25 protein-coding genes, 1 tRNA gene and 1 other RNA gene are annotated in these 26,404 nt (G+C 67.9%); 10 read left to right on the top strand and 17 right to left on the bottom strand.

What is annotated here, in order from left to right; translation table 11 throughout:
- Window positions 1–2: 2 nt before the first annotated feature.
- Window positions 3–1,718, bottom strand: coding sequence for a type IV-A pilus assembly ATPase PilB (pilB, locus tag CKCBHOJB_RS14860; protein ID WP_281049434.1), 1,716 nt, complete (start codon window positions 1,716–1,718; stop codon window positions 3–5).
- 85 nt (window positions 1,719–1,803) lie between these two features.
- A complete protein-coding gene (gene ccsA / locus CKCBHOJB_RS14855; protein WP_281049433.1) occupies window positions 1,804–2,637 on the bottom strand; it encodes a cytochrome c biogenesis protein CcsA in 834 nt (277 codons plus the stop codon).
- 48 nt (window positions 2,638–2,685) lie between these two features.
- Here ccsA and ffh point away from each other — a divergent pair, with 48 nt between their 5' ends.
- From ffh to gloA, 5 genes are read left to right on the top strand one after another with little or no spacing between them, the layout of a single operon-like run.
- Window positions 2,686–4,056: a signal recognition particle protein gene (ffh, locus tag CKCBHOJB_RS14850; protein ID WP_281049432.1), complete on the top strand. Its 1,371-nt coding sequence runs from the start codon at window positions 2,686–2,688 to the stop codon at window positions 4,054–4,056.
- A 16-nt stretch (window positions 4,057–4,072) separates the two neighbouring features.
- Window positions 4,073–4,849 (top strand): EI24 domain-containing protein, encoded by a 777-nt coding sequence (locus CKCBHOJB_RS14845; protein WP_281049431.1) that lies wholly within the window; start codon window positions 4,073–4,075, stop codon window positions 4,847–4,849.
- Window positions 4,846–5,595, top strand: a complete 750-nt coding sequence (locus CKCBHOJB_RS14840; protein WP_281049430.1) for a molybdopterin-binding protein — start codon at window positions 4,846–4,848, stop codon at window positions 5,593–5,595. The genes CKCBHOJB_RS14845 and CKCBHOJB_RS14840 overlap by 4 nt, the downstream gene beginning before the upstream one ends.
- Window positions 5,592–6,368 carry a SprT family zinc-dependent metalloprotease gene (locus tag CKCBHOJB_RS14835; RefSeq protein WP_281049429.1) on the top strand — a complete coding sequence of 259 codons (777 nt, stop codon included), beginning with the start codon at window positions 5,592–5,594 and terminating at the stop codon, window positions 6,366–6,368. Before CKCBHOJB_RS14840 ends, CKCBHOJB_RS14835 begins: the two co-directional genes overlap by 4 nt.
- Before the next feature lie 27 nt (window positions 6,369–6,395).
- The gene (gene gloA / locus CKCBHOJB_RS14830) at window positions 6,396–6,785 is read left to right on the top strand and encodes a lactoylglutathione lyase (RefSeq protein WP_281049428.1); all 390 of its coding nucleotides are present in this window, start codon (window positions 6,396–6,398) and stop codon (window positions 6,783–6,785) included.
- Window positions 6,786–6,853: 68 nt separating this feature from the next.
- Here the strand turns inward: gloA and CKCBHOJB_RS14825 are convergent, their stop codons facing one another.
- The gene (locus CKCBHOJB_RS14825) at window positions 6,854–8,098 is read right to left on the bottom strand and encodes a nitronate monooxygenase (RefSeq protein ID WP_281049427.1); all 1,245 of its coding nucleotides are present in this window, start codon (window positions 8,096–8,098) and stop codon (window positions 6,854–6,856) included.
- A 140-nt stretch (window positions 8,099–8,238) separates the two neighbouring features.
- Between CKCBHOJB_RS14825 and CKCBHOJB_RS14820 the strand changes: the two genes are divergently transcribed.
- The 3 genes from CKCBHOJB_RS14820 to ssrA all read left to right on the top strand — a co-directional run bounded on the left by CKCBHOJB_RS14820 (window position 8,239) and on the right by ssrA (window position 10,253).
- On the top strand, window positions 8,239–9,222 hold the full coding sequence (locus tag CKCBHOJB_RS14820; protein ID WP_281049426.1) for an MDR family oxidoreductase: 984 nt from the start codon (window positions 8,239–8,241) through the stop codon (window positions 9,220–9,222).
- 38 nt (window positions 9,223–9,260) lie between these two features.
- Window positions 9,261–9,839 (top strand): peroxidase-related enzyme, encoded by a 579-nt coding sequence (locus CKCBHOJB_RS14815; RefSeq protein WP_281049425.1) that lies wholly within the window; start codon window positions 9,261–9,263, stop codon window positions 9,837–9,839.
- 89 nt (window positions 9,840–9,928) lie between these two features.
- Window positions 9,929–10,253, top strand: a transfer-messenger RNA (tmRNA) gene (ssrA, locus tag CKCBHOJB_RS14810).
- Window positions 10,254–10,323: 70 nt separating this feature from the next.
- Here the strand turns inward: ssrA and CKCBHOJB_RS14805 are convergent.
- The 4 genes from CKCBHOJB_RS14805 to rpsU all read right to left on the bottom strand — a co-directional run bounded on the left by CKCBHOJB_RS14805 (window position 10,324) and on the right by rpsU (window position 14,742).
- Window positions 10,324–10,399: transfer RNA gene (locus CKCBHOJB_RS14805), tRNA-Ile, on the bottom strand.
- Window positions 10,400–10,442: 43 nt separating this feature from the next.
- Window positions 10,443–12,443, bottom strand: a complete 2,001-nt coding sequence (gene rpoD, locus CKCBHOJB_RS14800) for an RNA polymerase sigma factor RpoD (protein ID WP_281049424.1) — start codon at window positions 12,441–12,443, stop codon at window positions 10,443–10,445.
- Window positions 12,444–12,491: 48 nt separating this feature from the next.
- Window positions 12,492–14,378, bottom strand: a complete 1,887-nt coding sequence (gene dnaG, locus CKCBHOJB_RS14795) for a DNA primase (protein WP_281049423.1) — start codon at window positions 14,376–14,378, stop codon at window positions 12,492–12,494.
- Between the two features lie 151 nt (window positions 14,379–14,529).
- Window positions 14,530–14,742: a 30S ribosomal protein S21 gene (gene rpsU, locus CKCBHOJB_RS14790; protein ID WP_004260978.1), complete on the bottom strand. Its 213-nt coding sequence runs from the start codon at window positions 14,740–14,742 to the stop codon at window positions 14,530–14,532.
- Between the two features lie 137 nt (window positions 14,743–14,879).
- On the opposite strand from rpsU, the gene tsaD reads away from it, so the two are divergent.
- Window positions 14,880–15,926, top strand: coding sequence for a tRNA (adenosine(37)-N6)-threonylcarbamoyltransferase complex transferase subunit TsaD (gene tsaD, locus CKCBHOJB_RS14785; protein ID WP_281049422.1), 1,047 nt, complete (start codon window positions 14,880–14,882; stop codon window positions 15,924–15,926).
- Between the two features lie 91 nt (window positions 15,927–16,017).
- Here the strand turns inward: tsaD and plsY are convergent, their stop codons facing one another.
- Window positions 16,018–16,629 (bottom strand): glycerol-3-phosphate 1-O-acyltransferase PlsY, encoded by a 612-nt coding sequence (gene plsY / locus CKCBHOJB_RS14780; RefSeq protein ID WP_281049421.1) that lies wholly within the window; start codon window positions 16,627–16,629, stop codon window positions 16,018–16,020.
- Between the two features lie 164 nt (window positions 16,630–16,793).
- Between plsY and CKCBHOJB_RS14775 the strand changes: the two genes are divergently transcribed.
- Window positions 16,794–17,168: a dihydroneopterin aldolase gene (locus CKCBHOJB_RS14775; RefSeq protein ID WP_281049420.1), complete on the top strand. Its 375-nt coding sequence runs from the start codon at window positions 16,794–16,796 to the stop codon at window positions 17,166–17,168.
- Window positions 17,169–17,369: 201 nt separating this feature from the next.
- Here CKCBHOJB_RS14775 and CKCBHOJB_RS14770 read toward each other — a convergent pair whose 3' ends face one another.
- From CKCBHOJB_RS14770 to leuS, 9 genes are all read right to left on the bottom strand, one after another.
- Window positions 17,370–17,741: an H-NS histone family protein gene (locus CKCBHOJB_RS14770; protein WP_281049417.1), complete on the bottom strand. Its 372-nt coding sequence runs from the start codon at window positions 17,739–17,741 to the stop codon at window positions 17,370–17,372.
- Window positions 17,742–17,938: 197 nt separating this feature from the next.
- Window positions 17,939–18,427 carry a Cys-tRNA(Pro) deacylase gene (ybaK, locus tag CKCBHOJB_RS14765; protein ID WP_281049416.1) on the bottom strand — a complete coding sequence of 163 codons (489 nt, stop codon included), beginning with the start codon at window positions 18,425–18,427 and terminating at the stop codon, window positions 17,939–17,941.
- Window positions 18,428–18,522: 95 nt separating this feature from the next.
- Window positions 18,523–19,452 (bottom strand): site-specific tyrosine recombinase XerD, encoded by a 930-nt coding sequence (gene xerD, locus CKCBHOJB_RS14760; protein WP_281049415.1) that lies wholly within the window; start codon window positions 19,450–19,452, stop codon window positions 18,523–18,525.
- Window positions 19,449–19,964: a methylated-DNA--[protein]-cysteine S-methyltransferase gene (locus CKCBHOJB_RS14755; protein ID WP_281049414.1), complete on the bottom strand. Its 516-nt coding sequence runs from the start codon at window positions 19,962–19,964 to the stop codon at window positions 19,449–19,451. Before CKCBHOJB_RS14755 ends, xerD begins: the two co-directional genes overlap by 4 nt.
- Entirely contained in the window at window positions 19,961–20,542 is a 582-nt protein-coding gene (locus tag CKCBHOJB_RS14750) for a chalcone isomerase family protein (RefSeq protein WP_281049413.1), read from the bottom strand. The genes CKCBHOJB_RS14755 and CKCBHOJB_RS14750 overlap by 4 nt, the downstream gene beginning before the upstream one ends.
- Before the next feature lie 50 nt (window positions 20,543–20,592).
- Entirely contained in the window at window positions 20,593–21,870 is a 1,278-nt protein-coding gene (locus tag CKCBHOJB_RS14745) for a glutamate-5-semialdehyde dehydrogenase (protein WP_281051704.1), read from the bottom strand.
- A gap of 133 nt (window positions 21,871–22,003) precedes the next feature.
- The gene (holA, locus tag CKCBHOJB_RS14740; protein ID WP_281049412.1) at window positions 22,004–23,014 is read right to left on the bottom strand and encodes a DNA polymerase III subunit delta; all 1,011 of its coding nucleotides are present in this window, start codon (window positions 23,012–23,014) and stop codon (window positions 22,004–22,006) included.
- 77 nt (window positions 23,015–23,091) lie between these two features.
- A complete protein-coding gene (gene lptE / locus CKCBHOJB_RS14735) occupies window positions 23,092–23,682 on the bottom strand; it encodes an LPS assembly lipoprotein LptE (RefSeq protein ID WP_281049411.1) in 591 nt (196 codons plus the stop codon).
- 11 nt (window positions 23,683–23,693) lie between these two features.
- Complete coding sequence (gene leuS, locus CKCBHOJB_RS14730; RefSeq protein WP_281051703.1) at window positions 23,694–26,321, bottom strand: leucine--tRNA ligase; 2,628 nt, start codon at window positions 26,319–26,321, stop codon at window positions 23,694–23,696.
- Window positions 26,322–26,404: the final 83 nt, after the last annotated feature.

Below are 26,404 nucleotides of genomic sequence, written 5' to 3'. Positions count from 1 at the left end.
CTTTATTCGTTGGTCGTCGCCAGCACTTCTTCGAGTGAGGTGACGCCCTGTTTCACCTTGCGCAGTCCCGACTGGCGCAGGTCCAGCACGCCCTCGCGCTGGGCCTGGGCCGCGATGTCCATCGAGTTGCCGCCCGTCATGATGATGCGGGCGATTTCCTCGGTGATCGGCATGACCTGGTAGATGCCGACGCGGCCCTTGTAGCCCGTGCCCTTGCAGCGATCGCAGCCCACCGGGCCCATCGTCTGCCAGCTGCCGTCGAGCTCTTCGGGGCCGAATCCAGCCTCGATCAGCGCCTCGACCGGGATGTCCACCGGCTTCTTGCAGGAGCATAGCCGGCGGGCGAGGCGCTGGGCCGTGATAAGAATCACCGACGAGGCGATATTGAACGGCGCCACGCCCATGTTCTTCAGCCGTTCCAGCGTCGCCGGGGCGTCGTTGGTATGCACGGTGGACATCACCAGGTGGCCGGTCTGCGCCGCCTTGATCGAGATCTCGGCGGTCTCGAGGTCGCGGATCTCGCCCACCATGATGACGTCCGGGTCCTGGCGGAGGAAGGCGCGGAGCGCGGTGGAGAAGGTCAGGCCGGCCTTTTCGTTGACGTTGACCTGGTTGATGCCGGCGAGGTTGATTTCCGCCGGATCCTCGGCAGTGGAGATGTTCACGCCGGGCTTGTTGAGCAGGTTCAGGCAGGTGTAGAGCGACACCGTCTTGCCCGAGCCGGTGGGGCCGGTGACCAGGATCATGCCGTAGGGGCGCTCGATGGCGGCGAGCAGGGCCTCCTTCTGATCGGGGTCGTAGCCGAGCGCGTCGATGCCGAGCATGGCCGAGCTCGGGTCGAGGATGCGCATGACGATCTTCTCGCCGTGCAGCGTGGGCAGCGTCGATACCCGGAAGTCGATCGCCTTGTTCCGCGACAGCACCAGCTTCATGCGGCCGTCCTGCGGCACGCGCTTCTCGGAGATGTCCAGGCGCGAGATCACCTTGATGCGTGCGGCGATCTTGTCCTTCAGCACCAGCGGCGGCTGGGCGACGTCGCGCAGGATGCCGTCGGTGCGCACGCGGATGCGGTAGAACTTCTCGTAGGGCTCGAAGTGGACGTCGGATGCGCCCTCGTTGATCGCGTCGATCAGCACCTTCTGGATGAACTTGACGACCGGGGCGTCATCGACCTCGTTGGCCTCGTCCTCGTCGCGCTGCGGCGTCGGCCCGTCCTGCTGCAGCATGTCCATGTCGAAGGCTTCGCCGGTCAGCTCCTTGAGCGTGTCGGCGGCCGATTCGGACAGGGTGTCGACCACGCGCTTGAGCTTGTCCGCCTCGGCGATGACCAGCTCGAGCTGCATGCCGGTCTGGAAGCGGATCTCGTCGAGGGCGCGCAGGTTCGAGGGATCGGCGACCGCGAGCGTGATCCGGTTCTGGCGCTTGAGCAGTGGGGCGACCTGGTGCTTGGCCAGCAGCTTGCGGTCGACCGCCTCGCGGGCGAACAGCGCGGGGTCGAAGGCGGTGATGTCCAGGAGCGGGTAGCCGAAGGTCTCGGCAGCGAAGCGCGCCATTGCGGCACAGCTCATCAGGCCGCGGTTGGCGACCTCGAGCATGAAGGCGCTGGTGGTGTCACCCGCCTGTGCGGAGCAGGTGACGGCATCCGCTTCCTGCAGATGTCCATGCTGGATCAGCGCCCTGGCGAATCCGCTCAGGGTCGGTTTGGTGGTTGCCGCCATGGCTTGCTCGATTTCGGAGTGCGTCCGATGTTGCCCGCCGGGCGCGGCCTTGTAAAGCTTCGCGCCGCCGCTGATCGATGGCGGCTCATCCGGTGCGATGGAGCACTACTTCGATGACGAAACGGCTGCCGACGTAGGCCAGCATCAGCGCCAAGAAACCCGCCAGCGTCCACCGCAGGGCGACACGGCCGCGCCAGCCCCACAGCCGGCGTCCGACCAGCAGGCCGCCGAACAGCAGCCAGGAGATGACGCCGAACACGGTCTTGTGATCCGCACGCAGGGCCTGGCCGAACAGGGTTTCCGAAAACAGCAGGCCGGTCACCAGGGTGAGCGTCAGCAGCACGAAGGCGATGCCGATCAGGCGGAACAGCAGGGCTTCCATGGTGAGCAGGGGCGGCAGGCCGGAGAGCAGGCGGCTGAAGCGCGCGCTGTGCAACTGGCGGCTGGCGACCGACATCAGCATCGCGTGCAGGGCGGCGAGCGTGAACAGGCTGTAGCCCAGCATGGCGATCACGAAATGCACGCGGAAGGCGGGCGAGGCGGCGTTGGCGAGCACGTGCTCGCCGGGGAAGAACAGGGGAATCAGGCTGGCGACTGCGCCGGCGGGCATGATCACCGCGTGCAGGCCCTCGAGCCGGGTGTACAGGGTCTCGACCCAGTAGAAGCACGCCGCGAGCCACACCATCAGCGACAGCGCGACACCGAAGCCGAAGCGCATGTCCATGCCGGGGAAGATGTCGGCGTGCAGTGCGGCCCCGTGGGCGAGCACCGCGGCGAGGAGAAGCAGGCGTTCGCGTGTGCTCATGCATTCGCGCGCCCGGTCGCGACCGGGGCCGGCCATCACGCAGGCTCGCCAGAACAGCAAGCCGCCTGCCGCGTAAAGCGAGGCGGGAAGCAGATGAAGTAGAATTGTGCGCATACGTAGCTGCAGTTTACTCCAAGTCACGCGCCCAAGGCCTGCCCGAACATGCTCGACAATCTCACTCAACGCCTGTCCAAAGTCGTCAAGACCCTGCGCGGCCAGGCCCGCCTCACGGAAGAGAACATCCAGGAGGCGATGCGCGAGGTGCGCATGGCGCTGCTCGAAGCAGACGTCGCGCTGCCGGTGGTCAAGGAATTCGTCGCCAAGGTCAAGGAGAAGGCCGTCGGTCAGGAGGTCGTCGGCTCGCTGACCCCCGGCCAGGCCCTGGTCGGCGTGGTGCACGACGAACTCAAGGCGCTGATGGGCGGGGCCCACGAAGGCCTGAACCTGTCCACCCAGCCGCCCGCCGTGGTGCTGATGGCCGGCCTGCAGGGCGCGGGCAAGACCACCACCACCGGCAAGCTTGCCAAGCTATTGCACGAGCAGCACAAGAAGAAGGTGCTGGTGGTGTCCACCGACGTCTATCGCCCGGCGGCGATCGAGCAGCTGAAGACGGTGGCGGCGCAGGCCGGCGTCGGCTTCTTCCCCTCCGAGACGGCGCAGAAGCCGGTGGATATCGCGCTCGGCGCGCTCGACTATGCCCGCAAGCACCACATCGACGTGCTGCTGGTCGACACCGCCGGCCGTCTCGCGGTGGACGAGGCGATGATGGCCGAGATCCAGGCCCTGCACGCCGCGGTCAAGCCGATCGAGACCCTGTTCGTGGTCGACGCGATGCTCGGCCAGGACGCGGTCAACACCGCGCGCGCCTTCAACGAGGCGCTGCCGCTCACCGGTATCGTGCTGACCAAGCTCGACGGCGACTCGCGCGGCGGCGCGGCCTTGTCGGTGCGCCACGTCACCGGCAAGCCGCTCAAGTTCGCCGGCGTCGGCGAGAAGCTCTCCGGACTGGAGCCCTTCCACCCCGACCGCATGGCCAGCCGCATCCTCGGCATGGGCGACATCCTCGGCCTGGTCGAGGAGGCGCGCCGCGGCGTGGACGAGGAGAAGGCCCGCGTCTTCGCGCAGAAGCTGAAGAGCGGCAAGGGCTTCGACCTCAACGACTTCAAGGAGCAGATCGCCCAGATGCGCAAGATGGGCGGGCTGTCGTCGATGATGGACAAGCTGCCGGCGCAGTTCGCTCAGGCCGCCGGCAAGCTGCAGGGCGGTGCCGAGGAGAAGGCGATCGCCCGCATCGAAGGCATCATCAACTCGATGACCCCGCTCGAGCGTGCCAAGCCGGAAGTTCTCAAGGCCAGCCGCAAGCGCCGCATCGCCGCTGGCGCCGGGGTCACGGTGCAGGAGGTCAATCGCCTGCTCAACCAGTTCGAGCAGACGCAGAAGGTGATGAAGCAGTTCTCCAAGGGCGGCATGAACAAGATGATGCGCGCGATGAAGGGCATGATGCCGGGCGGCCTCCCCGGCATGCCGCGCTGAGCGGGAGGGTCGAGCCGTGAAAGACATCCTGGTCGCTTTCGGACGCGCGAGCCGCAGCCTGATGCGGCGCGACATCTTCTGGCACCTGCTGTGGCCCGGGCTGCTCGCGGTGGTGATCTGGGCCGTGGCTGCGGTGATGCTGTGGGCGCCGGTGACCGAGGGGCTGTACGCCTGGGTGAGCGGCTGGACCTTCATCAGCGGCTGGCTGGCCGCGTCCGAGACCACGGCGGCGATCGTGCTGGTGCTGATCCAGATCACGACCGCCCTGCTGATCGTGCCGCTGGTCTACCTGACCGCGGCGATGCTGGTGGCGACCATCGCGCTGCCGCTGATGCTGGAGAAGGTGGCGCGCACCGACTATGCAGACCTCGAGCAGCGCCGCGGCGGTTCGAACCTCGGCAGTGCGTGGAACTCGATCCTCGCCGGCGTGCTGTTCCTGATCGCGCTGGTGGTGTCGCTGCCGTTCTGGCTGATCCCTGGTGCCGGCCTGCTGATCTCGGTGACGCTGACCGGCTGGCTCAACCAGCGCGCCTTCGGCTACGACGCGCTGATGTTCCACGCCGACCGGTCCGAACTGCAGCGCCTGCGCGAGGACTGGCGGCCACAGATGCTGCTGCTGGGCGGCGGCGCGGCGCTGCTGGCCTACGTGCCGGTGATCAACCTGGTCGCGCCCGCCTACGCGGGTCTGGCCTTCGTCCATTACATGCTCGAAACCCTGCGCCGTCACCGGCTCAAGTACGGGGTCACCGTACTCGACGCCGATCCGGGTGCTGAATCGCGGAAACTGCCATGAACTTCGGTGCACTGATCATCGGCGACGAGATCCTGTCCGGACGTCGCAGCGACAAACACCTGGCCCGGCTCATCGAGCTCCTCGGCGCGCGCGGCCTCAAGCTGTCGTGGGCGCGCTACGTCGGCGACGACTTCGCCCGCCTGACCGAAACCCTGCGCCAGACCTTCGCCACCGGCGACGTGGTGTTCAGCTTCGGCGGCATCGGCGCCACGCCCGACGACCGCACCCGCGAGGCGGCCGGCGCCGCGCTCGGTCTCGAACTCGCCCTGCATCCCGAGGCCGAGGCCGAGATCCGCGCCCGCTTCGGTGACGAGATCACCCCCGAGCGTCTGCAGATGGGCGTGTATCCGGTCGGCAGCGAGATCATCCCCAACAGCTTCAACCGCATCCCCGGCTTCTCGATCCGCCAGCACTACTTCACGCCGGGCTTTCCGGTCATGGCCTGGCCGATGGTGGAGTGGGTGCTGGACACCAGGTACGCTCACCTGCACCACGCCGAGGACTACGTCGAGCAGGCGGTCACCGTGTGGGACACCTATGAAGGGCAGTTGATCGGCCTCATGCGCCAGGTCACCGCCGACTTTCCCGACACCAGCCTGTTCAGTCTGCCGACGATCGCCGCCGAGGGCCAGCGCCGTTCGCTGGAGCTCGGCATGAAGGGCAAGGCGGCACGGACGGCAGCGGCGATGGCGGTGATCAAGGCCGACCTGTCCGCGCGCGGTCTGCAGTGGGAAGACAAGGCTTGAGCGCAGCCGGTCGCTCGCAGGCCCAGGAACAGGCCCACAGCCTGGTCATCGAGGGCACGCGCGTCGAGCTGGTCCTGCGTCGCTCGGCACGGCGTTCGTTCGCGCTCCAGGTCGATCACCGTGGCGCGCGGGTGGCGGTGCCGCTGCGCACTCCGCTGGGCGAGGTGGAGCGCTTCATCCACAGTCATGGCCGCTGGCTGCTCGACCGCCTGCAGGCGCGAGCCGTGCCGCGGCCGACGCAGGTCGTGGCGGTGGTCGACGGCGCCACCGTGCCGCTGTTCGGGCGGCCTTTGACGCTGCGCCTGCAGGCAGGCCGCAGTGCGCGCTGGCGAGTGCTGGCGAATGATTTCGAGGAGCTCCTGCTGCCCACCGCCGCCGATCCGCTGCGTGCGCTGCTGCGTGCCCTGCACGCCAGGGCGCTGGCCTGGTATCGCGGCCGGGTCGAGGAGTACTGCCACCGGCTGGCGCTGCCGGTGCCGGCGGTGCGGCTGTCGAGCGCGCGCACGCGCTGGGGTAGTTGCAGCAGCCGCTCGGGCGTCCGCTTGCACTGGCGGCTGGTTCATCTGCCGCCGGCGCTGATCGATTACGTGGTCGCGCATGAAGTGGCCCATCTGGTTGAGATGAACCACTCCCCGCGCTTCTGGGCGGTGGTCGAGCGCCTGTATCCGGACTGGCGGGCGGCACGCGCCGCGCTGCGCCAGGCCGCCACCACCCTGCCGATCCTCGCCGCCGCGCCGGACGCGGACACCGGCACCTTCGAGCAGGAAGACTGAGACTTTCAACGAACGAGGAAACACCCCATGCGAATCCTTCACACCATGCTGCGCGTCGGCGATCTGGAGCGTTCGATCGCCTTCTATACCGAGGTGCTGGGCATGCGCCTGCTGCGCAGGCACGACTATCCGGACGGCAAGTTCACGCTCGCCTTCGTCGGCTATCAGGACGAGAAGGACGGCGCAGTGCTGGAGCTGACCTACAACTGGGGCGTGGACAAGTACGAGCTCGGTACCGCCTACGGCCACATCGCACTCGAGGTCCCCGATGCCGCCAAGGCCTGCGCAGAGATCCGCGCCCGCGGCGGCAAGGTGGTGCGCGAGGCGGGGCCGATGAAGCACGGCACCACCGTCATCGCCTTCGTCGAGGATCCGGATGGCTACAAGGTCGAGCTGATCCAGGCCCGGACCTACTGAAAACGCAGCAGCCCGGAATGAGCCGCGTGGGGCGGCCATTCCGGGCTGCTGCTGCGGCCGGCTGGGGCTCAGGCGGGGAGGGCGAGCTTGCCTTCGGTGCTGAACTGGTAGTCGTGGAACACGTGTTCGGCCGACAGGATCCGATAGTCGCCGTTGTCCTCGCGCACCGAGGTGTCCTTCAGGCGGTAGGTGTAGTGGCCGCAGGTCCAGCAGTCGAAGTTGCGCATGTGGGTGCACAGGCAGGTCTTGTCGAAGACCTTGACCTTCTTCGCGTCGGGATGCGCCGCGACCTCGCGGTTGTAGGCTTCGATGTACTGGCAGTTGCCGGTGGAGTCGAGCAGGTAGCCGTAGGCCTCGCAGTTCGGGCGGATGCCCGAGTCGATCGCCGGGCTGCTCTTGAGCATGCGCATCGGGTAGCCGGTGGGCGAGATCTGGTTGACCTCGATCTCGTCCTCGCTCGCCTTGAAGTAGTGCTGCTTGACGTCGTCGGGCAGGCCGCATTCCCTGGTGACGGTGAATCGGGTCGCGACCTGGACAGCGGCCGCGCCGGCCTCGAGGAAGTCCACCGCATCGGTGCCGGTGAAGATGCCGCCGGCCGGGATCAGCGGGATGTCGAGCTGCTGCTCGCGCATCCAGTCACGGATCTCGGCGACGATGGTGGCGAGGTCGTACTGCGCCCAGTCCATGCCGAAGCCGAGGTGGCCGCCGGCGAGCGGGCCCTCGACCACCACGTAGTCGGGCAGGCGGCCGGTGCGGGAGCTCTTCTTCAGGAACAGCTGCAACGCGCGCAGCGAGCTGACGATGATGCCGAGCTGCACGTCGCGGAAGCGCGGGTGGTCCTCGATCAGCGCGAACGAGCCTAGGTGCAGGCCCGCGGCGAGCGTGATGCCGTCGATGCCGTGGTCCATCGCGGTGCGCAGGCGCACGCGCAGGGTGTCCTTGGGCGCGTTCATCGTCAGCTTTTCCATGCAGTTGATGAACACCATGCCCGGCCCGCGCTTGCGTTCCATGGTGCGGCTGACGTGGGTCGCGGTGGCCTCGGCGATCAGGCCGAGGTCGAATTGCACCACCGACTTGTCGGCGTTGGCGACGTTGAATTTGTACTGCTGCAGCTTGTTCTTGACGTACTTGGTGTTGTAACGCCGGTCGGATACGGTCGGCAGCATCGCGTCGGAGATGTGTCCGACCCCGCCCAGGCGGGCGGCCTCGAGGGCCAGGTCGGAGGTGGAAATATCCACCCCCATTCCGCCCACCATGATCGGCACGAGTTCGCTGGCACCCAGTTTCAGGCGGAAATCATCTACACGCTTCATTGCTTCGAGTCCGTTAATTCGGCAGTCCGACATTATCACCCGAGAGCCCTTCCGCACCCAAGTTCGAGCTGCGTTCGGCCATCGGTTACCATGCGTCTTCGACATCGAACAGGGCGTCGCGTGCGCCGGCTGGAGGGGACATGTTCAAGGCTGTGCTGATCGAGAAGGACGAGGCGGGTTATCGCGCGGGGGTCACCGAACTGGACGATGCGGCGTTGCCCGAGGGCGACGTCACCGTCCGCGTGGCCTATTCCACGCTCAACTACAAGGACGGGCTGGCGATCACCGGCAAGGGGCCGGTGGTGCGCAAGTTCCCGATGGTGCCGGGCATCGACCTCGCGGGTACGGTCGAGGCCAGCAGCCATCCCGGCATCGCGGTCGGCGATGCGGTGGTGCTGAACGGCTGGGGCGTGGGCGAGGGCCACTGGGGCGGGCTGGCGCAACGTGCGCGCCTCAAGGGCGACTGGCTGGTGCCGCTGCCCCCTGCGTTCTCGCCGCGCCAGGCGATGGCGATCGGCACCGCCGGCTACACCGCGATGCTGTGCGTCATGGCGCTCGAGCGCCACGGCGTGACGCCGGAGCAGGGCGAGGTGCTGGTGACCGGCGCCAACGGCGGGGTCGGCAGCGTCGCGGTGGCCCTGCTGGCGAAGCTCGGCTATACGGTGGTGGCGTCCACCGGGCGCCCGCAGGAGACCGACTATCTGAAGGCGCTCGGCGCCGCCGAGATCGTCGACCGCGCGCAGTTCTCCGCGCCCGGCAAGCCGCTCGCGAAGGAGCGCTGGGCGGGGGCGGTCGACACTGTCGGCAGCCACACCCTCGCCAACGTGTGCGCGAGCACCAGGTACCGCGGTACGGTCGCCGCCTGCGGCCTCGCCCAGGGCATGGACTTCCCGTCCTCGGTCGCGCCCTTCATCCTGCGCGGCGTCACGCTCGCCGGCGTCGATAGCGTGATGGCGCCCCGTGTCGAGCGCCTCGAGGCCTGGCGTCGGCTGGCGCGGGACCTCGACGTCGGCAAGCTCGAGCTGATGACGCGCGAGATCGGCCTCAGCGAGGCGGTCGCCACCGCTGCGGCATTGCTCGAGGGCAGGGTGCGCGGCCGCGTCGTCGTGGACGTCAACCGCTGAACCCGGACCGCAACGATGAGAATAGGAGGAGAAGACAAATGACCGAACGCATCAGCCGCTTTCCCGTGCCCGACCTCTCCCATGTGCCCGAGGACGTCCGCGATCGCATCCTCGCCGTGCAGGAAAAAGCCGGCTTCGTGCCCAACGTTTTCCTGATGCTTGCGCACCGTCCGGCCGAGTTCCGCGCCTTCTTCGATTATCACGACGCGCTGATGGAGAAGGATGCCGGGCTCACCAAGGCCGAGCGCGAGATGATCGTCGTCGCCACTTCGGCGGCGGGTAACTGCCTGTACTGCGTCATCGCCCATGGTGCGGTGCTGCGCATCCGCGCGAAGAATCCGCGTATCGCGGACCAGCTCGCCGCCAACTACCGCAAGGCCGAGCTCAGCCCGCGCCAGCGTGCGATGCTGGACTTCGCGCTCAAGCTCAGCACCCGCGGCGGCGAGGTCGAGGATGCCGACCTCGAGGCGCTGCGGGCGCACGGCTTCGACGACGAGGCGATCTGGGACATCGGCGCCATCGTAGCCTTCTTCGCGATGAGCAACCGCCTGGTGCATCTCACCGGCACGCCGCCCAACGAGCCTTTCTACCTGATGGGGCGCGTGCCGAAGGGCTGAGACGTGCGGGCTTGAGGCGGGGCTGGGGCCGCGTCGTGCGGCATTTCGCCCTGCACGGTGCAATTGCTTACAAACCGGTTCCGTCTTGTCCTCGCGCAGGCATTGAATGCCGCGCCCGACCTGCGTAAGATCGCGGTCATGGTTGTAATCCCGGCAATCTGGAGGCGTTCTGGACAGGGGTTCGATTCCCCTCACCTCCACCCAAGCGCATTCGGGAGTGTGTTTGGGTGGGGGTGTACCGGTTTCGACAGGGCGGGCAAAGGTGAGCAGGCAACCCGAGAGGCGACGGACGTAATCCGCGCAAATCCATAAACGCCAACGATGAGCGTTTCGCAGTCGCTGCATAAGCACTGCCGGGGCCGCTGAAGCCTTGTAACCCAAGACAGCCGATGGGGACTTCGGTCCCCATCGTCACGTCTACGGCCCCCGTTCCTGGAAAGCAAAACGCCAGCCCCGAAGGACTGGCGCAAGTGCTTGAATCTACTGGTGGGCCCTGCGGGATTCGAACCCGCAACCAAAGGATTATGAGTCCTCTGCTCTAACCGTTGAGCTAAAGGCCCGCGCGTGCCCTGCCGCCTGAGCGGCCGGGCGGACACGGTGCCTTTACGCGTCGCTGTCGAGGAAGCTGCGCAGCTTCTCGGAACGGCTCGGGTGGCGCAGCTTGCGCAGGGCCTTGGCCTCGATCTGGCGGATGCGCTCGCGGGTGACGTCGAACTGCTTGCCGACCTCTTCCAGCGTGTGGTCGGTGTTCATCTCGATGCCGAAGCGCATGCGCAGCACCTTGGCTTCGCGCTGCGTCAGCGAGTCGAGCACCTCGCAGGTCGCATCGCGCAGGCCGGAGTACATCGCCGCCTCGGCCGGGGCCAGGGTGGCGGTGTCCTCGATGAAGTCGCCCAGGTGGGAGTCGTCATCGTCGCCGATCGGCGTCTCCATGGAGATCGGCTCCTTGGAGATCTTCATGATCTTGCGGATCTTCTCCTCGGGCATCTCCATCTTCTCGGCCAGCGTCGCCGGATCCGGCTCCTGGCCGGTTTCCTGCAGGATCTGCCGGCTGATGCGGTTCATCTTGTTGATCGTCTCGATCATGTGCACCGGGATGCGGATGGTGCGCGCCTGGTCGGCGATCGAGCGCGTGATGGCCTGGCGGATCCACCACGTGGCGTAGGTCGAGAACTTGTAGCCGCGGCGGTATTCGAACTTGTCCACTGCCTTCATCAGGCCGATGTTGCCCTCCTGGATAAGGTCGAGGAACTGCAGGCCGCGGTTGGTGTACTTCTTGGCGATCGAGATCACCAGGCGCAGGTTGGCCTCGGTCATCTCGCGCTTGGCACGGCGCATCTTGGCTTCGCCGGTGGACATCTGGCGGTTGATGTCCTTGAGCTCCTTGAGCGGGATGCCGATCCTGTCCTGCAGGTCGATCAGCTTCTGCTGCTCTTCGAGCACCGCGGGGTGCACGCGCATCAGGCCGTCGGCGTAGTTCTTGCCGGCGGCGATCTCGTCCTTGAGCCAGTCGAGATTCACTTCCTGGCCGGGGAAGACCTTGATGAAATGCTGGCGCGGCATGCCGGCGCGATCGACGCACAGTTGCAGGATCTGGCGCTCGTGGCTGCGAACCTGCTCGACCATGTGGCGTACCGAGTCGCACAGCTTCTCGATCGCCTTGGCGGTGAAGCGGATGTTGAGCAGCTCATCCGAGATCTGCTGCTGCAGAGCGAGATAGGACAGGTCCTGCGACCCGCGCTTCTCGAGCGCCTCCATCTTCTTCTTGTACAGCTCGCGGATCACGTCGAAGCGGGCAAGCGCGTCGTTCTTGAGTTGCAGCAGCGAGGCGGCGTTCGCGCGCTCGGCGCTCTCGGCGCTGTCCTCCTCGTCGTCCTCCTCGGATTCCTCGTCGGTGTCCGCTTCCTCGTCGGCGTCGGCGTCCGCGTCGGCGGCGTCCTCGTCCTCGGCAGCTTCCTCGGCGCTCGTTGCGTTGAGGTCGATCAGGCCGTCGACCAGTTCGTCGATCTTGGCTTCGTCGGCGGCGATGCGGTCGACGATGCCGAGCATCTCGGCGATCGTGGTCGGGCAGGCGGAGATGGCCTGCACCATGTGCTTGAGGCCGTCCTCGATGCGCTTGGCGATCTCGATCTCGCCCTCGCGGGTGAGCAGCTCCACCGTGCCCATTTCGCGCATGTACATGCGCACCGGGTCGGTGGTGCGGCCGAACTCGGAGTCGACCGAGGACAGGGCCTGTTCGGCTTCTTCCTCGGCGACGTCCTCGTCGACGTTGGTCGCGACGCTGTCGGACATCAGCAGGTCTTCGGCGGCCGGCGCCTCGTCATAGACCTGGATGCCCATGTTGTTGAAGGTGGCGATGATGCCTTCGATCTGCTCGGCGTCGGCGACATCGTCCGGCAGGTGGTCGCTGATTTCGGCATAGGTCAGGTAACCACGCTCCTTGCCGAGCGTGATCAGGGTCTTCAGCCGGGTGCGCCGCACTTCTGCGTCGAGCGGCGTTGCAGCGGGGCTTTCGACGACCGGGGCTGCCTTGTCCTTGGCCTTCGAAGGGCGGCCCTTCGCGGGGGCGTCCTTGCGCGGGTCCTTGGCTTTTTCGCGTGCCATAGCACTCCTCAAGTGAGGGTGTAAGAAAATGGGAAACCCAAAATTGTACTATAAATCTGAGACTTTGCCGCCGCCGACCAGGTTCCGCTTCTCCAGCAGCAGCTCGCTGAGTCGATGGCGAGCGGCTGCGTCCAGGCCGCGCTCACGATCCTGTTGTAGCAGGGCGGTGATCTCGCTGCTGACGCTGTCGGCCTGCAGCTTGCGCAGGCTGTCCTCGAACAGGGTCTCGACCACCGCTTCGTCGAATTCCGCGTCCACGAGTTCCGCGGCTACGCGGGAAAGGGTCTCGCCGTGGGGCGTCTCGCGGAAGCGCTCGATCAGCGCGCCGAGTCCCCCCATGGGGATGGGCTCGCCCAGGCTGAGCAGGTCGATGATGGCAATCAGCGCGAGGCCTTCGGCACTGTCGTCCGGTATCAGCGTCACCGGCAGGCGGGCCGCCCAGGTGGGGTGCTGGAGTACCAGGCGGAGCAGCGTGCTCGTCGTCGATGGCGGCTTGCGGCGTCCGCCCGGGCGCGGGCGGGTGCTGGTGGTGCGTGCGGGTCGGCGTGCTGGTGCATGATCACGGCGCGCTTCCGGGGCGTCGTCGGGCGGTGCAGGCGAGGCGCTGCTGCGTGCAGCGGGCGGGCTGTCGGCGCCGCGTCGCCGCGGCGCCTGGGCGGCCAGCTGCTCGAAGGCGAATTCGACCTCGCCCTGGGTCATGCCTGCGGTCTCGGCGACCGACTTGACGACCTGCAGCTTCAGCAGCGGTGCCGCGATCCGGGTGACGAGCGGTGCGGCCTCGTGCACGAAGGCGGCGCGGCCCTCGGCGCTGTCGAGCGCATGGCGGCCGGCGAGCTCCTGGATCAGGAAGCTTGCCAGTGGCGTGGCGGCGAGTGCCGCCTTGCGGAAGGCCTCGGCGCCCTCGGCGCGCACGAAGGAGTCGGGGTCGTGCTCGGCGGGCAGGAACAGGAAGGCCAGCGTGGCGTCGTCGCGCAGGGATTCGAGCGCGTTCTCCAGCGCGCGCCAGGCTGCACGGCGGCCGGCGGCGTCGCCGTCGAAGCAGAACACGATGCGGTCGGTCTGGCGCAGCAGCGTGTGCACGTGATGCGGCGTGGTCGCGGTGCCGAGGGTGGCGACCGCGTTCTCGATGCCGAACTGGGCGAGTGCGACCACGTCCATGTAGCCCTCGACCACGATCGCGAAGCCGGCGTCGCGGATCGCCTTCTGCGCCAGGAACAGGCCGTAGAGCTCGCGTCCCTTCTCGAACAGCGGCGTTTCGGGCGAGTTCAGGTACTTCGGCTCGCCCTTGTCGAGCACGCGGCCACCGAAGGCGATGATGCGGCCGCGGCGATCGTGGATCGGGAAGATGATGCGCCCGCGGAAGCGGTCGTAGCGCCGACCCTGGTCGTTGTCGATGACAAGGCCGGCGTCGGCGAGCGTCTTCGTCTGGTAGTCGGGGAAGACCTTTTCCAGCCCCTGCCATTCGTCGGGTGCATAGCCGAGCTCGAAGCGTGCCGCGACCGGGCCGGACAGGCCGCGCCGCTTCAGGTAGTCGACAGCCTGGCGGGACGTCTTGAGCTGCTCGCGGTAGAAGCGCGCGGCCATCGCCATCGCCTCGTACAGGCGTTCGCTGGCGTCGTCATGAGGGGCGGGTGCGCTGCGTCCGTCGTCGGGTACCTGCAGGCCGGCCTGGCTGGCGAGCTCCTTGACTGCATCGACGAAGCCCAGGCCGCTGTACTCCATCAGGAAGCCGATCGCGCTGCCGTGCACGCCGCAGCCGAAGCAGTGATAGAACTGCTTTGACGGGCTGACCGAGAAGGAGGCGGACTTCTCGCCGTGGAAGGGGCAGCAGGCGAAGTAGTTGGCGCCGCTCTTCTTGAGCGGAAGATAGCGTTCGATGACGTCGACGATGTCGACGCGGGACAGCAGTTCCTGGACGAAGGACTGTGGAATCATCGCGCGCGCGAACTGACCAGCTGCGCTCGATCCGCGCGCAGTGGCGGAGGAGGGCTGCGGGTGTGGTCGTGAAAAAGCATCACGCCGGAAGAGGGTCGAGAGACCTTCGTCCGGCGTGCAGGCAGCCCCGCGAGGCGGGGTGCGAGAGCAATCAGTACAGCTTCGGCGGCAGCATCTGGCTGCGCAGGCGCTTGTGATTGCGCTTCACTGCGGCGGCCAGCTTGCGCTTGCGCTCGGCGGTGGGCTTCTCGTAGAACTCGCGCGAGCGCAGTTCGGTCAGCACACCGGTCTTCTCGATGGTGCGCTTGAAGCGGCGGATCGCAACTTCAAACGGCTCGTTTTCCTTGACGCGGATACCGGGCATTGCGGACTTCCTTGGGTGTCTGGTGGGCAGAAAGACCGCGAATATAAACCAGGCGCCCTCTCAAGGCAAGGCCCGCGATCGCCTGCCGCGTCTGGCGACGGGTTAAAATGCGACACCGAATCAAACGGATGCATTCCATGAAAGTGCTCGGCATCGAAACCTCCTGCGACGAGACCGGCGTGGCGATCTACGACACCCGGGTCGGCCTGCTCGCGCACGGGCTGCATTCGCAGATCGACCTGCACGCGGCCTACGGCGGCGTGGTCCCCGAACTGGCCTCGCGCGACCACATCCGCCGTCTGCCGCTGCTGATCGGGCGGACGCTGGCCGATGCTGGCCTGCGGGCCGGGGACGTCGACGCCGTCGCCTACACTTCCGGCCCCGGCCTGGCCGGCGCGCTGCTCGTCGGCGCGAGCGTGGCCGAGTCCTTTGCGATGGCGCGTGGCATCCCGGCGCTGCCCGTGCATCACCTCGAAGGCCATCTGCTGTCGCCGCTGCTGGCGGCCGATCCGCCTGCATTCCCGTTCGTCGCCCTGCTCGTGTCCGGCGGCCATACCCAGTTGATGCGGGTGCGCGGGGTCGGCGACTACGCGCTGCTCGGCGAGTCGGTGGACGACGCCGCCGGCGAGGCCTTCGACAAGACCGCCAAGCTGCTCGGGCTCGGCTATCCGGGCGGCCCTCAGCTCGCAAAGCTCGCCGAGCAGGGCGTCGCGGGGCGCTTCCGCCTGCCGCGTCCGATGCTGCATTCGGGCGATCTCGACTTCAGCTTCAGCGGCCTGAAGACGGCGGTGCTCAACGTGGTCTCGGCGCCGGGGTGGAATCCTGCGGACATGGCCGACCTCGCCGCCGAGTTCCAGCAGGCGGTGGTCGAGGTGCTGTGCGCGAAGGCGCTCGCGGCCATGAAGAAGGTCGGGCTGAAGACCCTTGTGGTGGCGGGAGGGGTCGGGGCCAACCGCCACCTGCGCGAGACGCTCGACGAGGCGGTCGCGCGTCGTGGCGGGCGGGTGTATTACCCCGAGCCCGCGCTGTGTACCGACAACGGCGCGATGATCGCGTTTGCCGGTGCGCTGCGCCTGGCTGCCGGGGAAGCGGGGCCGGAGATCGCGGCGGTCAGGATCCGGCCGCGCTGGCCCCTGGTCGAATTGCGCCCGCCGCAGTCTGCGCGGACCTCCTGCGAGACCTAGCGGCCGCGCTGCGCGATGGCCTCCGTTCCGGCGCGGGGACGTGCGGACGTTTCGCGATCGCGCTTTGCAGGGACCGTCTCGGTGCCCCGCTTCAGGCCTCCGAATCGTCCTTCTTCTTGCCCCCGCCGATCTTGCCTTCGGTGCCGGCGCGCAGGCGGGCGATGTTGGCCTTGTGGCGCCAGATCAGCACGGCGGCGATCACCGCCAGCACGCCGACCGCAAGCCGGGGGCCGAGGAAGAGCAGGCCGGCGAAGGGTGCGGCGATCGCGGCGGAGAGGGCCGCGGCCGAGGAGTAGCGCGAGGTGTAGGCGATCATCAGCCAGATCACCGCGCAGAAGATCGCGATCCGCCCGTCGATCCCGGCCAGCACGCCCAGTGCGGTGGCCACGCCCTTGCCGCCGTTGAAGCGCAGGAACATCGAGAACACATGGCCGAGGAAGGCCGCCAGGCCGGCCAGTGCGGCGTGGCCCGCGTCGAAGCCCAGTTGCGTGGCGGCCCATACCGCCAGCCAGCCCTTGAGGCTGTCGCCAACCAGGGTCAGCGCCGCAGCGGCCTTGTTGCCGCTGCGCAGCACGTTGGTGGCCCCAGGGTTGCCCGAGCCGTACTTGCGCGGATCCTCCAGGCCGAACAGCTTGCTGGTGACGATGGCGAAGGGAATCGAGCCGAGCAGATAGGCGGCGACGAGCAGCAGCAGGAGTGACATCTTGGCTCCGCCGGCCGGCGCTGCCGGGCGGCTTTGGTGAAGGACGTTGAAGGGTATTCGGTGATGCGGGTGCTGCGCGGGATGCGGTGTCTGCAGCACAAAGCTTTTTCCGGCGGACCAGCCCCGGCGCGCTAGAATCCCGGCGATTCTAAACGGGAAGCAGCATGGATTTCATCTTCATCGAGGAAATGCGCGTCAAGGCCTGGGTCGGCATCTATGAGCGCGAGAAGACCGGTCCGCAGACCCTCGAGCTCAATCTGACCTTCGGTGTGCCCGAGGCGGCTGCCGAGCGTGACGACATCGCCGATACCATCGATTACGCCGTCGTCACCGCGCGCATTCGTCGCGAGCTCGGCGAGCGTCATTTCAACCTGATCGAGAGCCTGGGCGAATTCGTCGTCAATCTGCTGTTCGAGGAATTCGGCGCGCCCTGGGTGAAATTGAAGGTGGCGAAGATTGGCGTGATGAAGGATGTGCGCCGTGTCGGCGTGCATATCCAGCGCAGCCGCGCCGGGGGGGTGGTGCCGCCGACTGCCTGACTATGCGGAATTTGCCGCGAAGGCGAGCTGCAAACGAGGAGGGGCCGCGAAGCCGGGATTCGCAGGCGGCATCTCGGCCGGACTCCGCCGCGGATGCTGCCCGATTCACGGCCCTCGTTTCTGCAATTGCCCATCGACGGCCGGCAATTCTTCCGGAATCCCCCCGTGAATTGCCCCTGAGGCTGCGGGGGCTTGCAGGACTCAGGCGGCGAGCTCTTCGATCGGCTTGCCCTGCGCGATCCAGTCGAGCGCCCACTGGGGCTTGCGGCCGCGGCCGCTCCAGCCCTGATCCGGATTGGTGGGGTTGCGGTACTTGATGACGGGTGCCGGCTTGGCGGCCTTGGTCGCCTTCGCGCCCGCGCGCTGGCCGCGCTTGGCTGCGGGCTTGGTCTCGGCGCTCGCCGGTGCGCTGCCCACGAGCAGCTCGTCGAGCGACAAGCCTTCGTCGGCGGCCATCTTCTGCATGCGCTTGAGCAGGTTTCGCCGGGTCACGTCGCTGCGGCGACGGATTTCGGCCTCGACCTTGGCTTGAAGGCGGCGCAGCTCGGGCAGGGTGTAGGTCGACAGATCCATGATTTCTCCGTTATTGAAAAGTGGCGATGCCCCGGACGCTCGAGCATTGGCGTCGGATATGCGGCGCGCAATACCGCCCGATTCACTTGCCGGCAATTGTGCCATTTTTCAAAACCGGATTGAAAGCAATTCGATCCGCAGAATTGTCGTTCGAATGCCGCGGCTTTCGATTTCGAATTGAACGGGATTGCCGTGCGTCAATTCGCGACCTGGACCAGCTTTGGCTGCAGCGCGCGGAGCAGGTCGTGCGGATGGATGCCGACCAGGAATCCGCGTCGCCCGCCATTGATGTAGATCAGCGGCAGATCGAGGATGGTGCGCTCCAGATAGACCGGCATCTTCTTGCGGGTTCCGAACGGCGAGGTGCCGCCGACCAGATAGCCGCTGTGGCGATTGGCGGTTTCGGGCTTGCAGGTCTCGACGTGCTTGCTCGGAATCTGGCGCGCGAGCTCCTTGGTCGATACCTTGCGATCGCCGTGCATCAGCACCACCAGGGGCTGGGCATTCTCGTCCTCCATGATCAGGGTCTTGATCACGGCGTGCTCGCTGACGTTGAGTTCGCGCGCGGAAACGGCGGTGCCGCCGTGTTCCTCGTAGGCGTAGAGGTGGGTGGAAAAGGCGATTCCGTGCTGGCGAAGAAAGCGGGTAGCCGGCGTTTCCGGGGCGTGCGTGTCTTGTTTGCTCATGATGGATCCGGATCCGATTGAATCCGTCTGCGGTCGTCGTTGAATGCGCTCGATTGTAATCGGGGCTGCGCCGGTACTGCGTGCTCCGCTTCGAATCATGCGCGCGGATGGTGCTTTTCGTGCAACTGCTTGAGCCGTTCGCGCGCCACGTGCGTGTAGATCTGCGTGGTCGATATGTCGGCGTGTCCGAGCAGCAATTGCACGACGCGCAGATCCGCGCCGTGATTGAGCAGATGGGTGGCGAAGGCGTGGCGCAACGTGTGCGGCGAAATGCGCTCGCGGGCAATGCCGGCATTCATTGCGTGCTGTTTGATGATGCGCCAGAACATCTGCCGTGTCATGCCGGCGCCGAGCCGGGTGACGAAGACCTCGTCGCAACGACGCCCTGCGAGCAATGCCGGCCGGCCTTCGTGCAGGTAACGCATCAGCCAGTCGGCGGCGATCTGGCCCAGGGGGACCAGGCGTTCCTTGCTGCCCTTGCCCATGATGCGCAGCACGCCTTCGTTGAGGCCGACCGCGAAAACCTTGAGGCCGACGAGTTCCGACACGCGCAGCCCGGCGGCATAGAGCACCTCGAGCATGCAGCGGTCGCGCAGGCCCAGGGGCGTTTCCGTATCGGGCGCACCGAGCAGGGCTTCGACCTGGGCCTCGCTGAGCGTCTTCGGAAAACGCTCGGCGGGCATGGGCGAATCCAGCATCAGCGTGGGGTCTTCCGCGATCTCGCGATTGGCGAGCAGCATGCGGTAATAGCGCCGCAAGGTCGCGAGCAGCCGGCGCTGGCTGGCCGGCTTCGCGCTGCGGCTGAATTCGGCCAGATAGGCGGCGAGATCGGCGGAAGTCGCCGCGGGCAGGCCGGAGTCGCGCTTCTCGAGCCAGGCGGCGAAGCGCGCGAGATCGCTGCGGTAGCCTGCCAGCGTGTTGCGTGCAAGGCCGTGCTCCAGCCACAGGGCGTCGGCAAAACGGTCGAGCTCGCTGCGGTGGAAGGGCTGCAGGCCGCGCTCGATGGCCGGCGGGCGAGCGCTCACAAGGCCCCTTCGAAAGCCAGCAGCCAGCGCTTGACTTCGAGCAGCCAGCCGTCGTGCGCGTTGGCGAAGCCGCCCAGTCCCGTCGCGGAGGTCACCCGGTGGCAGGGCACGATCAGCGGGAAGGGGTTGGCGCCGCAGGCCTGGCCCACCGCACGCGGCGCGCTGCCCAGTTGCGCGGCGAGCGCGCCATAGGTCGCGGTGTGGCCGCGCGGGATCGCACTGATCGCCGCCCACACGCGGCGCCGGAACGGCGTGCCGGTGTCCGCGAGCGGCACCGGGAAGGGCTGGTCGGGATCCTCGATCCATTCACGCAGCGCATGGGCTGCGGCGCCCGCGGTGGCATTGCGCGGGTCCTGCAGGGCCGTGCCCGGCGGCAGGAACACCAGCTCCCGGAGCGCGCCTTCATGGGTGCGGATGCCGAACGGGCCGAAGGGCAGGGCGATGATCGCGTCGAAGCCAGGCGGCGCTGCCTCGTTCGGCGCGTGCGCGCCCGCTGCGCTCGGGCAGATCACCTGGGACGCTCGAGCAGGGCGTCGCGCAGGTCGTGGTCGGCCGGGCGGACACCCAGCCAGATGCGCAGCAGGGCGGGATAGAGCTTGGTATCCAGGATGTCCTCGCCCTGCTGCTGGCCATTGACGACCAGGCGCGTGGCGCCGTTGGCGAGCTGATCGAGCAGGATCTCGGTGCCCGACTTGACCGCGCCGACCGCGTTGAGGGCGCCCAGCAGCGCCTCGGTGGCGGGCTTGAGCGCCGCTAGTTCGGCGGGCTCGTGGTTCTTCTCCAGGCCGGTCAGCAGCGCGTCGCCGAACTGCTTCGCCTCCAGGTCGCGGATCGGCACGATGCGGATGCGCTTCTCGCCCTCGTCGGCGATGATCGCCGCGGCATCGGCGAGCGGCGCGCGCAGGTAAAGTCCCATTGCATAGACCTTGAAGCCGAGCCGGGTGCGCAGGCCGGCACCGTTGAGCGTGAGGGTGCGCTTCTGGGCGCTCAGCTGGGGTTCGTAGTCGACGCCGCCGACCTGGATGGCGGCCTGCGCGACGCCGGCCGACAGCAGGGCGGCGATCAGCAGGGAGCGGATGAAGCGGGACATCGGGGTTCCTTGTTTTTCGGGAGGCACGTGGCGTTCGGTAGCCGTCGGGCTCAGCGCCGCACTTCGCCGTTGCCGAACACGATCCACTTCTGGCTGGTCAGGCCTTCCAGTCCGACCGGGCCGCGGGCGTGGATCTTGTCGGTGGAGATGCCGATCTCGGCGCCGAGGCCGTACTCGAAGCCGTCGGCGAAGCGGGTCGAAGCGTTGACCATCACCGAGGACGAATCCACCTCGCGCAGGAAGCGCATGGCGTGGGAATAGTTCTCGGTGACGATCGCTTCGGTGTGGCCGGAGCTGTAGGTGTTGATGTGGGCGATCGCCTCGTCCACGCCGTCCACCAGCTTCACCGCGATGATCGGGGCGAGGTATTCCTCGCGCCAGTCGGCCTCGGTGGCGGCGACCAGCTTGCCGGCGTCGATGCCGGCCGCGCCCAGCAGGGCGAGGGACTCGGCGCAGCAGCGCATCTCCACGCCCTTTGCCGCCAGCATGCGGCCGATCGCGGGCAGGTAGATGTCGGCGACGTCGCGCGCCACCAGCAGCGACTCGGCGGTGTTGCAGGTGCCGTAGCGCTGGGTCTTGGCGTTCTCGACGATGGGGACGACCTTGGTGGGGTCGGCCTCATCGTCGATATAGACGTGGCAGTTGCCGTCGAGGTGCTTGATCACCGGCACGCGGGCGTCCTTCGAGATGCGCTCGATCAGGCCCTTTCCGCCACGCGGCACGATCACGTCCACGTATTCGGGCATGGTGATCAGCGCGCCCACGGCTTCGCGGTCGGTGGTCTCCACAACCTGCACGGAATGCTCGGGCAGGCCGGCCGCCAGCAGGCCGGCGCGCACACAGGCGGCGATCGCGCGGTTGGCGTTGATCGCCTCCTTGCCGCCGCGCAGGATCGCGGCGTTGCCCGACTTCAGGCACAGCGCCGCGGCGTCGGCGGTGACGTTGGGGCGGGCCTCGTAGATGATGCCGATCACGCCCAGCGGCACGCGCATCTTGCCGAGCTGGATGCCGGAGGGGCGGCGCTTGATGTCGGTCATCTCTCCCACCGGGTCGGGCAGGGTGGCGACCTGCTCGAGGCCGGCGGCCATGGCTTCGATGCCTTTTTCGTCCAGTGTCAGGCGGTCGATCAGCGCCGGCTCCAGGCCGGCGGCGCGGGCTTCGTCGAGATCGCGGGCGTTGGCGGCGAGCAGCTCGTCGCGGCGGGCGCGGATTTCGACGGCCATCGCCATCAGCGCGGTGTTCTTGGCGGCGGTCGAGGCCGCGGCGAGTGCGCGCGAGGCGGCACGGGCCTGGCGACCGAGGGTCTGCATGTAGTGCTGGATGTCCATTGGGGGGCGATTCTCGGCGATGTTCGGCGCACCCTTGCTGCGGTGCGGACAGATCTGCATTAAAGCATCGAAAGCGGCACCGATGGAACCGGGGCGGGCAGTCCCGGTGTGCGCGGCTGCCGTGGGCGCGGGCTCAGCCGCGTCGGGCCAGGCGCAGCGCGAGCTGCAGAAACTCGTCCCACACATCGCCGGTGGCGAGGCCCTTGATCATGCGGTCGATGCGCGCGGCGTGCATCAGCGCGGCACGCAGGCTGCCCTGGCTGAGGCGGCCGAGCGCGCGGCCGATGGCCTGCTGGCGGCGCGGCTCGAAGATGCGCTCGGCCTTGAACAGCGCGGGCAGCGGCTGGCCGGCGTCGCGGCCGGCGCACAGGTTGGCGAGGCTGCGCGTCTCGTTGGCGAGCGCCCACAGCACCAGCGGGGGTGCGGCGCCTTCGCCCCTGAGGCCGTCGAGCAGGCGGGCGCAGCGCGCCGGGTCGCCCTCGATCACCGCCTGGCGCAGCTTGTCGATGTCGTAGCGGGCGACGTTGAGCACGGCGTCCTGCACCTGCTCGAGCGTGAGCGCGCCCTCGCCGTGCAGCAGGCCGAGCTTGAGGATCTCCTGGTGGGCGGCGAGCAGGTTGCCCTCGACATGGTCGGCGATGAAGGCGAGCGCCTCGGGCGCGGCGGACTGCTTCTGCGCGGCCAGGCGGCGGCCGACCCAATCGGGCAGGCGCTCGCGTTCGGGGGCGTTCAGTTCCAGCGTCACGGCGGCCTCGGCCACGGCCTTGAACCAGCCGGTCTTGCGCGTCTGCCAGTCGACTTCGGGCAGGGTGATCAGGGTCAGGGTCTGCGCGGGCGGGGCGGCGACGTAGCGCTGCAGGGCGTCGCCGCCGTCGCGCCCGGGCTTGCCGGTGGGGATGCGCAGGTCGATCAGCTTGGCGCCGCCGAACAGCGACATGTTGCCGGCGGCCAGCGTCAGCGCGTCCCACTTGAAGCCCTGGCCGACGACCAGGGTCTCGCGTTCCTCGTAGCCCTGGCGGCGGGCGGCGGCGCGGATGGCGTCGGCGGCTTCCAGCACCAGCAGCGGCTCGTTGCCGTGCAGCAGCCACAGCGGGGCGAGCGGACGCTCGAGCTGGGCAGCGAGCTGGTCGGGACGCAGGTTCATGGATGCGGGGCTACGGGCCGGGAGTGCAGGCGACGGCGCACGCTCGCCCCTCGTCGCGACACGCTCCTCACCTCTGCTCAGTCTGCGCGCCTGGCGGTCGCCAGGCGCCGCATCATCTGCTGCACCAGGTCGTTCTGCATGTCGCGGTAGAGCAGGGCCTCTTCCTGCTCCTTGCCGAGCACCTGGCTGTCGTCGAAGGTGTATTCGCGCCGCGCCGAAAGGCTGGTGGGCGGGATCAGCGGCTTGCCGGCCTTGTCCAGGAGCTGGAAACGCAGTGTCTGGGTGAGCTGGTATTCGCGCACCTTGCCCGCGCCGGTCAGGCTCAGGATCTCGCGGCCGCGGTTGTTGGAGAGGATCTGCAGGCGTGCCTCGGCCTGCTCGGCGTCCTCGGTCACGGTGGTCGTGCCGCTGGTGGCGATCAGGCGGCGCAGCTGGGCGCCGAGCTCGGTCTCGGGCGGGGTGTTGATGTGCACCGTGGCGAAGTCGAGCGCCTGCGGTCCGCGCAGGCGGAAGCCGCAGCCCGAGGCCAGCAGGGCGGCCGCGCCGCAGCCCGCGAGCAGCAGGCGGCGACGTCCGGGGGCGATGCCGAAGTCGACCTCGGCCTCGTCCGCCTGCGGCCGGGCGGGGGCGTCGGCGGATCGGGCGGCGATCGGGTTGCGGACGGACATGCGCGGCCTCCTCAGGCGACGATGTTGACCAGGCGGCCGGGCACGACGACGACCTTCTTCGCCGGTCGGCCTTCCATGAACTTCTGCGCCGCTTCCGAGGCCAGCGCCAGCGCCTCGATGTCGGCCCTGGCGGCGTCGGCGGCGACCTTGATGCTGCCGCGCAGCTTGCCGTTGACCTGGACCATCAGCTCGATCTCGTCCTGCTTCAAGGCGTCTTCGCACACTTCCGGCCAGTTGGCGGCGAGGATGTCGGTGCCGAAACCGCAGTCCTGCCACAGCGCGTGGCAGATGTGCGGGGTGGTCGGCGACAGCAGGCGCAGCAGGATCGAGAAGCCTTCCTCGGCGACCTCGGCGTGCGCGGCCGGCTCGGCGGCGGCCAGATCCTTGTGCGCCTTCTCCAGCGCGTTGAGGATCTTCATCGCCGCCGACACCACGGTGTTGAACTGGTGCTTGCCGAAGTCGTAGCTCGCCTGCTTGAGGTGGGTGTGCACCTCGCGGCGCACGTCGGCCGCTGCCGCGGGCAGCGCGTTGGCGGCGAGCTTGCGCTCGGCGGGCAGGGCGGCGCGGGTCGCGGTGGCGAAGGCGTGGCCGTAGTTCCACACCCGGCGCAGGAAGCGCGAGGCGCCTTCTACGCCGGCGTCGGACCACTCGAGCTGCTGGTCGGGCGGGGCAGCGAACATCATGAAAAGGCGCGCGGTGTCGGCGCCGTACTGGTCCACCAGTGACTGCGGGTCGACGCCGTTGTTCTTCGACTTCGACATCTTCTCGGTGCCGCCGATGACCACCGGCAGGCCGTCCGCTTCGAGCTTCGCGGCGACGATGCGGCCCTTCTCGTCACGCTCGACCACCACGTCGGCCGGGTTGATCCACTGCTTCTTCCCGCCGTCGAGCTCGCGGTAGTAGGTCTCGGCCACCACCATGCCCTGCGTGAGCAGCGCGCTGAAGGGCTCGGAGACATTGACCAGGCCGCAGTCGCGCATCGCGCGGGTGAAGAAGCGCGAGTACAGCAGGTGCAGGATGGCGTGCTCGATGCCGCCGATGTACTGGTCGACCGGCGCCCAGTAATTGACGCGCTCGTCCACCATCGCGGTCGTGCTGTCGGCGCAGGCGTAGCGCAGGAAGTACCAGGACGACTCCACGAAGGTGTCCATGGTGTCGGTTTCGCGCCTGGCCGGCTTGCCGCACTTGGGACAGGCGCAGTCGTAGAACGAAGCCATCTTGGCGAGCGGCGAGCCGCGACCGGTGATCTCGACGTTCTCGGGCAGCACCACCGGCAACTGCTCGTCCGGCACCGGCACGTCGCCGCAGTCGGCGCAGTGGATCATCGGGATCGGGCAGCCCCAGTATCGTTGGCGCGAGATGCCCCAGTCGCGCAGGCGGTACTGCACGCGCTTGGCGCCCAGGCCTTTCGCGGCGAGGTCGGCGGCGATCGCGTCGACCGCGCCCTGGAAGTCGAGCCCGTCGTACTTGCCCGAATTCACCAGGCGGCCATACTCGGCGTAGGCGTCCTGCCAGGGGGCGACGGTGTCGGCGTAGGCGTCCGAACCGACGACCATGCGGATCGGCAGCTCGTACTTGGTGGCGAAGGCGAAGTCGCGCTCGTCGTGCGCCGGCACCGCCATCACCGCGCCCTCGCCATAGCCCATCAGCACGTAGTTGGCGACCCAGACCTCGAGCGGCTCGTCGGTGAGCGGGTGGCGCACCTTGAGACCGGTGGGCATGCCCTTCTTTTCCATCGTGGCGATGTCGGCCTCGGCGACGCCGCCGCGCTTGCACTCCTCGATGAACTCGGCGAGCGCCGGGTTGCTGGTCGCAGCCTGGGTGGCGAGCGGATGCTCGGCGGCCACCGCGACATAGGTCGCGCCCATCAGGGTGTCGGCACGGGTGGTGAAGACCTTCAGCGCGCCCTCGTGGCCGATGCTGGAGACGTCGTACGGGAAGCTGATCTCCACGCCTTCCGAGCGCCCGATCCAGTTCTTCTGCATCAGCTTGACCTGCTCGGGCCAGTCAGGCAGATCGTCGAGCGCGGACAGCAGTTCGTCGGCGTAGGCGGTGATCTTCATGTAGTACATGGGGATCTCGCGCTTCTCGACGAGCGCGCCCGAGCGCCAGCCGCGGCCGTCGATGACCTGCTCGTTGGCGAGCACGGTCTCATCGACCGGGTCCCAGTTGACCGTGCCGAGACGCTTGTAGATCAGGCCCTTCTCGAACAGGCGGGTGAACAGCCACTGCTCCCAGCGGTAATACTCGGGGGTGCAGGTGGCGAGCTCGCGCGACCAGTCGATGGCGAAGCCGAGGCGCTTCAACTGCGCCTTCATGTAGTCGATGTTGGCGTAGGTCCACTTCGCCGGCGGCACGTTGTTCTGGATCGCGGCGTTCTCGGCCGGCATGCCGAAGGCGTCCCAGCCCATCGGCTGCAGCACGTTGAAGCCCTTCATGCGGTGGAAGCGCGCGAGCACGTCACCGATGGTGTAGTTGCGCACGTGCCCCATGTGCAGCTTGCCCGAGGGGTAGGGGAACATCGACAGGCAGTAGTACTTCGGACGGCTGGCGTCCTCGGTCACGCGGAAGGCGTCGGTGGAGTCCCAGTGCTGCTGGGCGGCGGTCTCGACGGCGGCGGGCTGGTATTTTTCCTGCATGGTGTCCTGCATGGCGTGCGCGCGGGCTGGATGACGTTGAAAACACGCCAGTATACCCGGAAGCGCAGGCTGCGGCTCCCGGG

Origin of the sequence: Thauera sp. GDN1 (assembly GCF_029223545.1) — a bacterium.
Lineage (GTDB): Bacteria > Pseudomonadota > Gammaproteobacteria > Burkholderiales > Rhodocyclaceae > Thauera.
This window is presented reverse-complemented; position numbering and strand designations above follow the sequence as displayed.